We start from the raw sequence: 12,317 nt of genomic DNA, 5'->3' as shown, positions 1-12,317 counted from the left end.
TCCGAGGAGATATCGATGACCGAGCTGTCTCAACTGAGGCAGGGTGCCTTTGCACCTGCCAACACCGCGGATATGGCCGAAGCAATGATCAAGGGAACGGGCCTGAGGATCGAGGTCGATCGGCGGCGTGGCCGCGGCGCTGGACTTAACATGTCCGGACGCTTTGAACCGAGAACGCGCGAGGTCTTCGACGACGGCTGGGAGAGCATCGAGGAATTGCCGCCCTTCAAGACGGAAGTCCAGGTCGAGAAGCCGCGGGCGGTCATCACGCGCAACGATTCCCCGGATATTTCCTTCGACCGTTCGATCAATCCCTATCGCGGTTGCGAGCATGGTTGCATCTACTGTTTTGCACGGCCGACCCATGCCTATATGGGACTCTCGGCAGGCCTCGACTTCGAGTCCAAACTTTTCTCGAAGCCGGATGCGCCGCGTTTGCTGGAACGCGAACTGGCAAGGCCAGACTACAAGGTTCGACCGATCGCGATCGGCACAAACACCGATCCCTATCAACCGATCGAGAAGGAATGGCGCATCATGCGCCAGATTCTCGAGGTGTTGAAGGCGGCAAACCACCCGGTGATGATCGTCACCAAATCGGCAATGGTGACCCGCGACATCGATCTGCTTGCTCCGATGGCGGAGAAGGGTCTCGCGCGCGTCGGAATTTCGGTGACCACGCTTGATCGAAAACTGGCGCGTACGATGGAGCCGCGGGCATCGACGCCGACTAAGCGGCTGGAGGCGATCCGCGCCATTTCGGAAGCGGGCATTCCGGCCGGTGTGCTGGTTGCGCCGATCATTCCGGCGCTGAACGACCACGAGATCGAACGCGTGCTCGATTCGGCAAAGGCGGCGGGCGCATCGGAAGCGAGCTATGTGCTGTTGCGGCTGCCGCTGGAAGTGAGCCCGCTCTTTCGCGATTGGCTCCTGCGGAATTATCCGAATCGCTATCGCCACGTGATGTCGTTGATCCGCTCCATGCGTGGCGGCAAGGATTATGACGCCGAGTTCGGCAAGCGCATGAAGGGTGCCGGTCCTTACGCCTGGCAGATCGGCCGGCGTTTCGAACTTGCCGCCAAGCGGCTAGGACTCAACCTGACGCGCCGACAATTGCGGAATGACATCTTCGTGCCCCCGCTCGGCATGGGAGTGCAGCTGTCACTGCTTTAGGATCGCCGACTTTTTGAGATTCCTCGACAATACGGGCCGACCTGTCTCCACGACAGGAACTCGATAGCATTCTTCACGCAAAATTTCGGTTCCGGCGCCCTCCCCCGCCTCAGGATGGCGCTGGTTTTCCTCCCGGTCACCGCCGCACTCGTACCGGGGGGCTTGAAGGGAATCGGGCGAATATGCGAGGGTCCCCCGCATGTCACGTCGCAAATCGCCCGATTCCCCACTTTTTCCCGTCGAACTCCCGGTTCCGGATTTCGGCTTCGAGCTTGCCGCCCGCAGAGATGGCCTTTGGCCCGTCGCCGGCGCCGACGAGGCCGGCCGTGGTCCGCTTGCCGGTCCGGTCGTCGCAGCTGCCGTCATCCTCGACCCGGACTCCATTCCGGCCGGCCTCAACGACAGCAAGCTGTTGAGTGCGGAACAGCGCGAGGCGCTTTTCGAGCAAATTCTCGCGACGGCTACAGTCTCGATCGCCTCATCTTCGGCGACACGCATCGACACGACCGATATTCTCAAGGCGAGCCTCGATGCGATGCGACGTGCCGTCGATGGTCTTTCCACGTCCGCGCGTTTTGTGCTCGTCGATGGCCGTGACGTTCCTCCGGGGCTTTCCTGTCACGCCAAGGCGATCGTTAAAGGCGATTGCCGATCGATGTCGATCGCCGCCGCGTCGATCGTCGCGAAGGTCACCCGCGACCGGATGATGGCGCGCGCCGACATCACCTTTCCGGCCTATGGCTTCGCCGTTCATGCGGGCTATGCAACGGTAAGGCATCGCGACGCCATCGACAGTCACGGTCCTTGCTCGCTGCATCGGATGAGCTTCCGTCCCTTTCGCCAGATTTAACTCCGACACGGCCGCCCACGCATCGACAGCATAGCGTGCGCGGACCGTGCGAAGTATCCGGCCCGTGTCCATCCCATTGCCGCCCGGCGACCGCCGCATGGACAACAAAAAAGGCCCCATGGGGCCTTTTTCGATTTCCGAGAACCAGTCATCGTCTCAGTTGAGCCGCGACTTGACCTCACCGAGTGCCTGCTTGAAGAGCGCTTCCTGCGCACCGGCATCGGTCTTGGCGGTCAAGACCTTCTCGGCAGCGCTGATCGCGAGATCAACGGCAGCCGAGCGGACGGCGTTGATCGCATCGTTTTCGGCCTGTTTGATCTTCTGCTCGGAAAGTGCCGTGCGGCGCGCGACATAGTCTTCAGTCTTCTGCTTGGCCTCCGCAGTCAGCATTTCCGCTTCTCGTTGCGCGGCGGCAACGATGCTGGCGGCCTCCGCTTCGGCGTCCTTGCGCTTGCGCTGATATTCAGCGACCAAGCCCTGGGCTTCTTCGCGCAGGCGCTTGGCTTCCGCCAGCTCGTTCCCGATCTTGTCGGCACGTGCGTCGAGTGCCTTGCCGATCATGCCCGGAACCTTGAGATAGGCGATGAGGACAAAGAAGAGAATCAGGCCGACGAGGGCGTAGAAAGTCGCATCAAGAGCCATCGTTCATTGCTCCTCAGTTGCCTGCAGATGCCTTGACCGCTGCAGCGATCTCGGCCTTGGTAACGGTTCCACCGATCAGTTGCTTAACGACGGCGGTTGCCGTGTCCTCGGCAATAGCGCCGACATCGGCGAGCGCCTTGGACTTGATCTCGGCAATGCGCGCTTCCGCAGCGGTGATCTTCTTCGTCAGATCGGCCTCGACGGCGGTCCGGTCAGCCGTCGCCTTTGCCTTCGCAGCCTCGCGCGCGGTATCGGCGATCGAATGGCCCTTGGCCCTGGCGCTTGCCAGTTCCTGCTCGTAGGAAGCGATGGCAGCGTCGGCTTCGCCCTTCAGGCGCGACGCTTCATCCAGATCCTGCGCGATCCGGTCGTGACGCGTTTCGAGAATGCCGCCAATGCGCGGAATGATGACCTTCGACATCAGCAGATAGAAGAGGCCGAACGTGATCGCGAGCCAGAGCAACTGCGATGCGAAATGGGTCGAATCGAAGGGCGGGAACACGCCCGTGCCGTGTTCGCCTTCGTGGGCCACACCCGTTTCGGTGTGCACCTCGCCGGCCGCAGCGGGATCGTGTGCTTCGCCTTCAGTGGTGGTTGACTGGGCATAAGCCGCGGTCACAAACATGCTCACCTCCAGGTGCACTCAAGAATATGCGCGGCCGCGACCCCTGAACGAGGCCGCGGCCAAAACTTCGGTCCTTATTAGACGGCGAAGAGGAGGAGCAGGGCTACGAGCAGCGAGAAGATGCCCAGAGCTTCCGTAACGGCGAAGCCGAATACGAGGCGGCCGAACTGGCCGTCAGCAGCCGACGGGTTGCGCAGCGCGCCGGACAGGTAGCTGCCGAAGATGTTGCCGAGGCCGAGAGCCGTGCCGGCCATACCAAGGCATGCAAGACCTGCGCCGATGAACTTTGCTGCTTCCGCTTCCATGATTGAACTCCTTCGAAATGGTGTTGCGGCTAGGATTTGTGCTTCCACCGGAGGAACCGGGCGGAAGCCAGCGACTGTGATTCCTTAGTGGCTTCCCGGATGGACAGCGTCGTTGAGATACATGCAGGTCAGCACCGCAAAGACGTAGGCCTGGAGGAAGCAGACGAGGAACTCAAGACCGGTAATGGCGACGGTCATGATGAGAGGCAGGATCGCACCGCCAATGCCGAGCGCGCCGAGGGCGCTCAACGAGGTGACGAAGCCCGCGAAAACCTTCAGCGTGATGTGGCCGGCGAGCATGTTGGCGAACAGTCGGACCGAAAGGCTGATGGGACGGGAAAGGAAGGAAATGATTTCGATCGCAACGACCAGCGGCAACAGTACCCCCGGCACACCGTGCGGCACGAAAAGCTTCAGGAAGCCAAGGCCGTGCTTGTAGAAACCATAGAGAATGACGGTCCCGATGACGAACACCGCCAGGGCGAAGGTGACGATGATCTGGCTGGTTACCGTGAAGAAGTACGGAAACATGCCGAGCAGGTTCGCCGTCAGGATGAACATGAACAGCGAGAAAACCATCGGGAAGAATTTCATGCCGTGGTTGCCCGCCCCTTCGCGAAGCATCGAGGCGATGAATTCATAGGACATTTCCGAAACCGACTGCAGGCGAGTCGGGATCAGTCCGCGCTGCGACGTGGTCAGATAAAGAAAGCCGGCGGCCACACCGACGGTCGCGACCATGAACAGCGACGCGTTGGTGAAGGAAAAGTCAATTCCGCCAATTTCGATCGGGACAATCTTGTTGACCAGGAACTGGTGGGTCGGATCGTTTGACACCGCGCTTCTCTTTCATTTTGCCCGCCCGCAAGCGGAAATCGTGTTCTTTCAGGCGGCGCCTCAGGCGCCATCCCCGTCCTTCTTTTCATTTCCAGGGCCGCGTTTGCCCGATTCCGGTGTCGCCACCATTCCGGCCGACCGCAGCACGTTCAAGACGCCGGCACAAAACCCGAGGAGCAGCAAGACGATCATGCCCCACGGCCCTGTACCCGCAAAGTGATCCAAAAGATAGCCTAGAAACGCCCCGACAAGGATCCCGGCGATGAACTCGCTCGAGAGCTTCATTGCCGCTGCGTAGCCTTGTCGGCTTTCTGCGGCGCGCGTCTCGGCATCGTCCGACTTGTCCGTCCGCTTGGACGCGATGTCGTCGCCAAGGCGCTTCAGCCGCGCTTCCAGACTTTCTTCCGGTTTCTCCGTCACATGGCTCCCCTTTGCAGCCCCACGCGGTCTTAAACGCGATTTCGGTCATACAAACGGCCGGTGTTCAAGCCACGCTTCGGCCCCCATTTGAAGTCGCGCGCAACATAGTTTTAGGCACCCTCATAGTCAAGGCATCAGAGCACGTTGGGCGTGGACAATATTTACCTTTAATATCATAATGTTAGCCGTAATCTCGGCAAGCTGCGGCAAAGCGGCAACGGGAATCGGCGACGGCTGAACGAGGTTCGCCTGCTGTCCGGCATCCTTTCATCCATCGGAACTGAGCTCGTCGATCAGCTCCAGCCGCCACCATAGGTGCGATAGAAGATGTGCAATCCGATCTTGCCGACGCGTTTCATGGTTTTTGCCCAGGCCGGCTTCACGTAGGTCGCGTGATAATGCGTTGCCGACCCCACTTCCGGCAGCCAGATCTTGCCGGCAGTCACGGCCATCGCGATTTCCCTGGCGGTCTTCCAGTGCGAGCGCGAGTAGATCAGGTCGCGGATCATGTCGCAGGCGAACGAGAATTGGCAGCGGTTGCGCCAGGCCTTGTTCTGGTAGACGACGCCGCAGATCGTCTTCGGGTAAGTGGGGTTGCGGACGCGGTTGAGAATGACCTGGGCCACGGCTGCCTGACCCTTTGCAGACTCGCTGCGGGCCTCGAAATAGATACCTTCAGCAAGGCAGGTCTGCTCCTCCTTGGTGAAGACCGTCGCTGGCAAAGCTGTTGCCGCCCAGGCATGGTCATCGGGCGCGATCTCCGGAATGAAGCGCCCCGCATTCCTGTCTTCCCGGAGGATGGAATCAAAGGGCGACTCACGCGCATAGTCCGGCTCGGGCCGGACATAGGCGGTCGCAAGAACATCGGCCTTGTCGTTGGTGATGAGCTTGGCGAGCATCGGCGAGACGCCGGGTTCAGCCTTCGGGGGTTTCCTTCTGTAGAAAGCCGTCGCGATCTCGATCTCCTTGCCCTTGATGCGCGGTTTGGCGAAAACCATCTTCTCAGCGCCGTCAAAGTCCGGCTCGGTCAGCGAACTCGTACGCTGGAGGATCGAACCGGCGGTAAAGTCCTTCGGCGGCGTCACCGGGCTGACGGCGACGATCCGACCCTTCTTCAGCTTGCGCGTTACGCGGTCTTCGTCAGGCGTGCCACCCTTGTGCTTGGTTTCCGCAGTCAGGGCCACATGGCTGCCGTCGGGCAAGGTGACGCCGGCGCCGCCATCCAAGGCACCGGTGGTGATCGGATCGGCGAACACCATCTCGACCTCGTGGAGCGAGCCGGCGGGCGATTGCGTCAGATACATCCGCCAGCGCTCGCCGCCATGATTGATGCCCGACAGAAAGGTCGCGAGGTCGGAATAGGCGACCGTGGACGGGAAGCTCATGAAAATGGCAATGCCGATAATCGCGGGCGCAGCCCAGGCCGGCAACGACATACGAGACTTGCTACGCAACTTCTGGCTCTTACGCACCAACCGGCTCCACGCAACTCTTACTCGGGCACGCGTTCTCGCAAGCCGGCAGAGGGCCAGCGGCAAGATTCCGTGCAGGAAGCTAAGATTTGGAAGCGGTCGGACGGCGCACCGGAACCGCTTCGTTCGAGCCTAGAAAATGAAGCATTAACCTTGATGTTTGGTTAATGCGGCACCACTACAGTGCCGTGCCGGCTCCGATTTTGGGGACAAAAACATGTGGTAGAGCCGGCGATGCTTGCGTCGGAGGCGGTACTTCTTCGCAGACCGTTCAGATGATCACGTGCGAGCCGAGTTCGACCACCCTGTTGGTCGGCAGACGGAAATAGTCCGATGGATCGATCGCCGCACTGGCGAGCGCGATGAACAGACGATCCTGCCAGTGCGGCATGCCGGACTGGGCGTCGGGCACAAGCTTGCGGCGACCGAGATAGAACGACGTCGACATAATGTCGAACTTGAGCCCCGACTTGCGGAAAAGTCCCAGCGCCTGCGAGACGTTCTGGGTTTCCATGAAGCCGAACTTCATCTCGAGCAGCGTGAAGCGCTCGGACAGCGGTTTCACGCTGACCCGCTCTTCCTTCGGCACTTTCGGTGTATTGGCCGTCCGGATCGTCAGGACGAAGTTCTGCATGTGCAGGACGTGATTGTGCTTGATGTTGTGGAGCAGGGCGGCAGGTGTCGACTCGGGATCGCTTGTCAGGAAGATCGCCGTGCCGGGTACGGCCACCGGCGCATGCTCGCTCTTGCGTTCGATCGACTTGATGAAGCTCGCCAGCGGAATGTCGATATGCCGCGTCTTGGCATGCAGCAGTTCCGTGCCGCGCTTCCAGGTCCACATGATCACGATGAAGGTCGCGGCGATCAGTATCGGCACATAGCCGCCATCATGGATCTTCAGCATGTTGGCGCCGAGAAAGACGCATTCCAGCGCGAACAGCGGCAGCAGCGCGCCGATCGCCCACCAGACCGACCAGTTCCAACGGACACGCAGGAACTCGAAGGCGAGGATCGTCGTGACGACCATGGCACCGGTGACGGAGATGCCATAGGCAGTCGCCAGCGCCTCGGAGGAACCGAACACGAAGACCAGAGCCATGACGCCGAACATCAGCAGCGTGTTGACGTTCGGCAAATAGATCTGGCCGGTATGGGTCTCGGATGTGTGGAAGATCGCCATGCGCGGCAGGAAGCCGAGATGGATTGCCTGGCGCGTCAGGGAAAAGGCGCCGGTAATCACCGCCTGGCTGGCGATGATCGTCGCCGCGGTCGCAAGAATGACGGCGGGAAGCAGCGCCCATTTCGGAAACATGAGGAAGAACGGATCGGACATCGCGTCCGGGTTCTTGAGCACGAACGCGCCCTGACCGAGATAGTTCAAGGTGAGCGCCGGAAAGACGACGGTGAACCACGCCCATTGGATCGGTCGCCGACCGAAATGGCCGAGGTCTGCATAGAGCGCCTCCGCGCCGGTGACGGTCAGAAAGACCGCACCGAGCACGACGATACCGACGAAGCCTTCGTTAATCATGAACGTGGCGGCGTAAAGTGGATTGAACGCCGCGAAGATCGACAGATCGTCGGCGATGTGCATCAGACCGACCGCGCCCATCACCAGAAACCAGACAAGGGTGATCGGTCCGAAGAAATTGGAAACCGCAGCCGTACCTTTCGACTGCAGTGCGAAGAGCAGCAAGAGAATGACGACGGCAATCGGAACGACATAATCCGAAAGGGCCGGCGTCACCAGCTTCAGTCCCTCCACGGCCGAAAGAACCGACAGGGCCGGCGTTATCATCGCGTCGCCGATGAACAGAGCTGCCCCGGCGATCCCCATGAAGAAGAGGATCGGCGTGTGGCCGTTGGCGGTCTTCATCAAAAGAGCAAGCAGGGAGAGCGTGCCGCCCTCCCCCTGGTTGTCGGCCCGCAAGAGAAACAACACGTATTTGATGGTGACGATGATCGTCAGCGCCCAGATCATCAACGAGATCAAGCCGATGATCTCGGCGTCCGTGACGCCGTTATCCGAAACGGGCCGCAGCGCTTCACGGAAAGCGTAGAGCGGGCTTGTGCCGATATCGCCATAGACGACGCCGATCGATCCGAGTCCCAGGACCAGCAGACGGCGCAAATTTTCGGACGCGGGTATGGCAGGGGCAGACAATTGAGACATGAGTGTCCAACAGGCTCTTAAAGCCAGCCTTTCCAGCGGAAGAAGAGGAAGGGGATCACGGCCGAAATCACCATAGCCGCAAGTGCCCACGGATAGCCGAGCTGCCATTCAAGCTCAGGCATCACGCGGAAATTCATGCCGTAGATGGAAGCGACGAGGGTCGGCGGCAAGAGGACCACGGATGCTATCGAGAAGATCTTGATGATCGCATTCTGCTCGACATTGATAAGGCCAAGAGACGCATCCAGCAGAAAGGTGATGTTTCCCGAGATAAACGCCGCGTGCTCGGAGAGCGATTGTATGTCCCGGGAGATCGAGCGGCAGAGTTCGCGGCTGTCCTTGTCCTCCTGCACGTCCGGAACAGTGTAGACGAAGGTCAGGAGCCTCGAAAGCGAAGCGAGACTGTCGCGGGTTTTCGCAACCAGTCTGTGGTGACCCGCGACATCACGCAGGCGAGCCTCGAGCAATTGCGGCGGGCGGCGCCTGGCTGCAGCCTTGTCACCAAAGACCTCGATCGACAGGCCATCAATCTTGTCCACGGCCTGCTCCAGAATTTCCGCTGTCCGGTCGGCAATCGTCTCGAGCAACCGGGTCAGAAGCACAGCGCCGTTGCGGCAGCCGCCGGGAATCCGATGCATGCCCGCCTTGAACAGCGCGAAAGCCCTGGGTTCCGCATAACGGATCGTCACCAGCCGTCCGCGCGAAAGAATGAAGCCGACATCGGTCAACCCGGGAATATCCGTATCGCTGCGGTAGACCAGCGATGCCGTCATGAACACGGCGTCGTTCTCGGTATAAAGACGGCTTGACGGCTCGATATCCTTCAGGTCTTCCCGCGTCGGGATGGAAATCCCCAGCAGTTTCTCCATCATCAGGTCTTCGGCCTTGCTCGGGTCGAGAAGATCGATCCAGACGACATCAGGCCGCAACAACGCTGGCGGCTCTGCCGCTGACAAGGCGACGGCCTCGCCGTTGGCACAATAGCCTACGATCATGCCGCTGCCCTTTTTATGCGGCGAGCAACGGTAACCCACGAAGCTCTGGAGCGATCAACCGCCACAAGAATTCCACGATGCAGATTCATCAGATGAAGGTTCCGCCCGGCACGACAAATCCTCAATCGTTTGTCTCCGGAGGCCACAGTCTCCGGTGAGAGGCACAGTGCCGATCATCGTGCACGAGTGCGGCACGGCATATGGCGCAACGGCCACGCAAAATCAATGCACCTTTGCGCATGCCTGTCCCCACAGGATTTCATTTTCGCCGCAAGCTAGCCTGCGAGACCGAGTGAAGCAAATCTATTCGAAGACGATATCGGGCATCGCCCTGCTCTTGTTCTGGCGAGCCGAGGAGACCTGCTCCCAAACCTTCGCTGCGATATCCCGGTAGATACGCGCGACCTCACCGCCGGGTTCCGAAACCACCAACGGAGTTCCCGCATCGGAGGTTTCGCGAATGCCCATGGTCAAAGGCACCTCGCCGAGGAAGGGCACCCCGATGCGCTCGGCTTCCTTGCGCGCGCCGCCGTGACCGAAGATATCGTAGCGTCTGCCGGTATCGGGTGCCACGAAGTAGCTCATGTTCTCGACAATGCCGAGAACGGGGACTTCCACCTTCCGGAACATCGCAAGACCTTTGCGCGCATCGACCAGCGCGAGATCCTGCGGCGTCGAGACGATGACGGCGCCGGCCAGCGGCACCTGCTGGGCCATCGTCAGTTGCGCGTCGCCCGTGCCCGGCGGCATGTCCACGACGAGAACGTCAAGATCACCCCAGGCCACCTCGCGCAGCATCTGCAGCAGGGCCGACTGGATCATCGGACCGCGCCAGATCATGGCGACCTCCTCATCGACGAGGAATCCCATCGACATGACCCTGAGCCCGTAGTTCTCCATCGGGCGAATAAGCCGCCCTTCGATCTGTTGCGGCCGGCCGCTGATTTTCAACAGGCGCGGCATGGAGGGGCCGTAGATATCGGCGTCAAGCAGACCGACCTTAAGGCCGTTCGCCTGCAGTGCGAGTGCCAGGTTCACCGATGTCGTCGATTTGCCGACACCACCCTTGCCGGAGGCAACCGCGATGATGGCGCCAACGCCCGGGATACCTGCCTTTGCCGGAATGCCGCCGGCCGGACGCTGAGCGTGCCCGTGTGTCGTGGGCGGAACCTGCCGCGGTCTTTCCACTGGCGCCGCCTGCGGTGCCGCCCTGCGGTCAGCCGTCAGCGCGACCATCGCCGCCTTGACGCCGGGTATTTCGCGCACGACCCTCTCCGCCGCCGCACGCATCGGCTCAAGCTCCTTCGCCCGGTCGGCCGGCACCGTGATCGAAAAATAAGCCTTGCCATCGGAAATGAAGACATCGGAGACGAGACCGAGGTCAACGATATTGCCTTCCATATCCGGACCGCGCACGCTGCGCAGCTTTTCAAGAACCGTTTCCCTGGTTACGTCCGGCATATCGCCCTCTTCATCTGTCTGTTCGTGCCACCGCGCCTGGCGCCTTTCGGACGATCGCAGACGGTAACGCTTTGAACCACCGGATAATTTTATCCTCAAATCAGAACCGATTTAAGGAATTATGCAGTGATAATTGAGGCGGAGCGGTTCGCCAATGCGACAGATAGGAAAAAACAGAGCCGCCAGCCGATCGTCATGTCCGTACATCCGGGATCACGAACGATCGGCGGCGGCCCTGCCCTCGCAACCTTCTTGGGCGCTGTCTTATTGTAGTCCCCTCTGGACACGACAATGCATATGCACAAGGCGTGCCAGACTCAGACCATTCTGGAAAAGTTATTAATTTCAAGAGGATGAAGCCGCCACGCATTAACGTTGCAGATGAAGATGGTTGCACTATTTCTGGGCAAACGTACTATTTGCGTACAAAAGGTGCGGCACCGACAGTAATCCTTGCACGCATGAAAGACATGGGCGGAGCAGGGTCGGAATGCCGCCTCAGTGTTTTTCGCTGGCGCCGGCGATCAGCTGATGTAGCCCTTCTTCATCGCCTTCACGACCGCCTGCGTGCGGTTTACGGCGTCGAGCTTCTTGGTGACGTGATTGAGGTAGTGATTGACCGTGTGCTCGGAGAGACCGAGGATCCCGGCGATTTCGGCGCTGGTCTTGCCAGCCGCCGTCCAGCTCAGGCACTGGATTTCCCGCTCGGACAGCGCGGTGTTGGTGCTCTTCCATACGGAACCGATCTCCGCCAACCGATTGTAGACGTGGATCGCGATCATCTGCAATTCCATGGCGGCCGTCATCGGCAAATCGGCTTCCGGCCCCATGAGGATCACCGCGCCCCGTCCGCCTTCGGCGTCGTGAACCGGGAAATAATTTGCCTGGAAGATGCCGTTTTCGCGCAGCATTGCAATGTAATCCGCGGCCGTGGCCGGCTTGCCACCCTCCTTCTCCCAGTCGTCGAGCATGATCTGGAACGGCGTCGTCGTCTCCCTCAGTCGGCGCACTCCGGTGCTGAAACGCAGCATTGACAGGCTGTCGTACTTGCTGAGGAGCTCGGCCGGCATGTTGGAGATAACGGTGGTCGCCGCCAGTCTCTCCACTTCGATCGCCGGAATCGAGCAGATGAGGAATGCCTTGAAACCAAAGATCTGCGTGACCCGCCGCATGTAGCGGATGATATCGAACTGGGTCTCAAGCTTTGCGATTTCAGACGCGAAATCACCGCCCCGGGGCAGATCGGTATCAGTCATCCCGGCCGTCATCGTATCTTGCATTCGCGCGTTCCATGGCATTCATCAATTATCAAATAGCCCGAGCGGTCGACCAATGCCAACAGGTGATCGACGTTCGGCGCTATT

Annotated in this window: 12 protein-coding genes; 2 read left to right on the top strand and 10 right to left on the bottom strand. The window is 60.3% G+C overall.

Annotated features, from left to right (window positions below; genetic code table 11):
• Nucleotides 1–15: 15 nt before the first annotated feature.
• Both QN224_RS03880 and QN224_RS03875 read left to right on the top strand, forming a co-directional pair.
• A complete protein-coding gene (locus QN224_RS03880) occupies nt 16–1,173 on the top strand; it encodes a PA0069 family radical SAM protein (RefSeq protein ID WP_269277574.1) in 1,158 nt (385 codons plus the stop codon).
• A gap of 199 nt (nt 1,174–1,372) precedes the next feature.
• Nucleotides 1,373–2,023 carry a ribonuclease HII gene (locus QN224_RS03875; RefSeq protein ID WP_283975602.1) on the top strand — a complete coding sequence of 217 codons (651 nt, stop codon included), beginning with the start codon at nt 1,373–1,375 and terminating at the stop codon, nt 2,021–2,023.
• 156 nt (nt 2,024–2,179) lie between these two features.
• On the opposite strand, the gene QN224_RS03870 is transcribed toward QN224_RS03875, so the two are convergent.
• The 10 genes from QN224_RS03870 to QN224_RS03825 form a co-directional block, all read right to left on the bottom strand.
• Nucleotides 2,180–2,665: a F0F1 ATP synthase subunit B gene (locus QN224_RS03870; RefSeq protein ID WP_269277579.1), complete on the bottom strand. Its 486-nt coding sequence runs from the start codon at nt 2,663–2,665 to the stop codon at nt 2,180–2,182.
• Between the two features lie 13 nt (nt 2,666–2,678).
• On the bottom strand, nt 2,679–3,290 hold the full coding sequence (locus QN224_RS03865) for a F0F1 ATP synthase subunit B (protein ID WP_283975601.1): 612 nt from the start codon (nt 3,288–3,290) through the stop codon (nt 2,679–2,681).
• 77 nt (nt 3,291–3,367) lie between these two features.
• Entirely contained in the window at nt 3,368–3,595 is a 228-nt protein-coding gene (locus QN224_RS03860; RefSeq protein ID WP_012707029.1) for a F0F1 ATP synthase subunit C, read from the bottom strand.
• Between the two features lie 84 nt (nt 3,596–3,679).
• Nucleotides 3,680–4,432 (bottom strand): F0F1 ATP synthase subunit A, encoded by a 753-nt coding sequence (locus tag QN224_RS03855; protein ID WP_173510687.1) that lies wholly within the window; start codon nt 4,430–4,432, stop codon nt 3,680–3,682.
• 60 nt (nt 4,433–4,492) lie between these two features.
• The gene (locus QN224_RS03850; protein ID WP_173510688.1) at nt 4,493–4,852 is read right to left on the bottom strand and encodes an AtpZ/AtpI family protein; all 360 of its coding nucleotides are present in this window, start codon (nt 4,850–4,852) and stop codon (nt 4,493–4,495) included.
• A gap of 293 nt (nt 4,853–5,145) precedes the next feature.
• Nucleotides 5,146–6,288, bottom strand: coding sequence for a cell wall hydrolase (locus QN224_RS03845; RefSeq protein WP_283976091.1), 1,143 nt, complete (start codon nt 6,286–6,288; stop codon nt 5,146–5,148).
• 307 nt (nt 6,289–6,595) lie between these two features.
• Nucleotides 6,596–8,497 (bottom strand): potassium transporter Kup, encoded by a 1,902-nt coding sequence (locus tag QN224_RS03840; protein ID WP_283975600.1) that lies wholly within the window; start codon nt 8,495–8,497, stop codon nt 6,596–6,598.
• A gap of 17 nt (nt 8,498–8,514) precedes the next feature.
• A complete protein-coding gene (locus tag QN224_RS03835) occupies nt 8,515–9,492 on the bottom strand; it encodes a magnesium transporter CorA family protein (protein ID WP_283975599.1) in 978 nt (325 codons plus the stop codon).
• Nucleotides 9,493–9,795: 303 nt separating this feature from the next.
• A complete protein-coding gene (locus QN224_RS03830; protein WP_283975598.1) occupies nt 9,796–10,953 on the bottom strand; it encodes an Mrp/NBP35 family ATP-binding protein in 1,158 nt (385 codons plus the stop codon).
• 524 nt (nt 10,954–11,477) lie between these two features.
• Complete coding sequence (locus QN224_RS03825; RefSeq protein ID WP_173510692.1) at nt 11,478–12,233, bottom strand: LuxR family transcriptional regulator; 756 nt, start codon at nt 12,231–12,233, stop codon at nt 11,478–11,480.
• Nucleotides 12,234–12,317 lie beyond the last annotated feature (84 nt).

Origin of the sequence: Sinorhizobium sp. 7-81 (genome assembly GCF_030124405.1) — a bacterium.
In the GTDB taxonomy this organism is placed as follows: domain Bacteria; phylum Pseudomonadota; class Alphaproteobacteria; order Rhizobiales; family Rhizobiaceae; genus Sinorhizobium; species Sinorhizobium psoraleae.
The sequence above is the reverse complement of the archived record's forward strand: the minus strand, read 5'-3'. Positions and strand labels throughout refer to the sequence as shown.

Coding starts and splice junctions, on each gene's coding strand:
- QN224_RS03880 (WP_269277574.1), top strand. CDS start 16: ATGACCGAGCTGTCTCAACTGAGGCAGGGTGCCTTTGCACCTGCCAAC.
- QN224_RS03875 (WP_283975602.1), top strand. CDS start 1,373: ATGTCACGTCGCAAATCGCCCGATTCCCCACTTTTTCCCGTCGAACTC.
- QN224_RS03870 (WP_269277579.1), bottom strand. CDS start 2,665: ATGGCTCTTGATGCGACTTTCTACGCCCTCGTCGGCCTGATTCTCTTC.
- QN224_RS03865 (WP_283975601.1), bottom strand. CDS start 3,290: ATGTTTGTGACCGCGGCTTATGCCCAGTCAACCACCACTGAAGGCGAA.
- QN224_RS03860 (WP_012707029.1), bottom strand. CDS start 3,595: ATGGAAGCGGAAGCAGCAAAGTTCATCGGCGCAGGTCTTGCATGCCTT.
- QN224_RS03845 (WP_283976091.1), bottom strand. CDS start 6,288: ATGTCGTTGCCGGCCTGGGCTGCGCCCGCGATTATCGGCATTGCCATT.
- QN224_RS03840 (WP_283975600.1), bottom strand. CDS start 8,497: ATGTCTCAATTGTCTGCCCCTGCCATACCCGCGTCCGAAAATTTGCGC.
- QN224_RS03835 (WP_283975599.1), bottom strand. CDS start 9,492: ATGATCGTAGGCTATTGTGCCAACGGCGAGGCCGTCGCCTTGTCAGCG.
- QN224_RS03830 (WP_283975598.1), bottom strand. CDS start 10,953: ATGCCGGACGTAACCAGGGAAACGGTTCTTGAAAAGCTGCGCAGCGTG.
- QN224_RS03825 (WP_173510692.1), bottom strand. CDS start 12,233: ATGCAAGATACGATGACGGCCGGGATGACTGATACCGATCTGCCCCGG.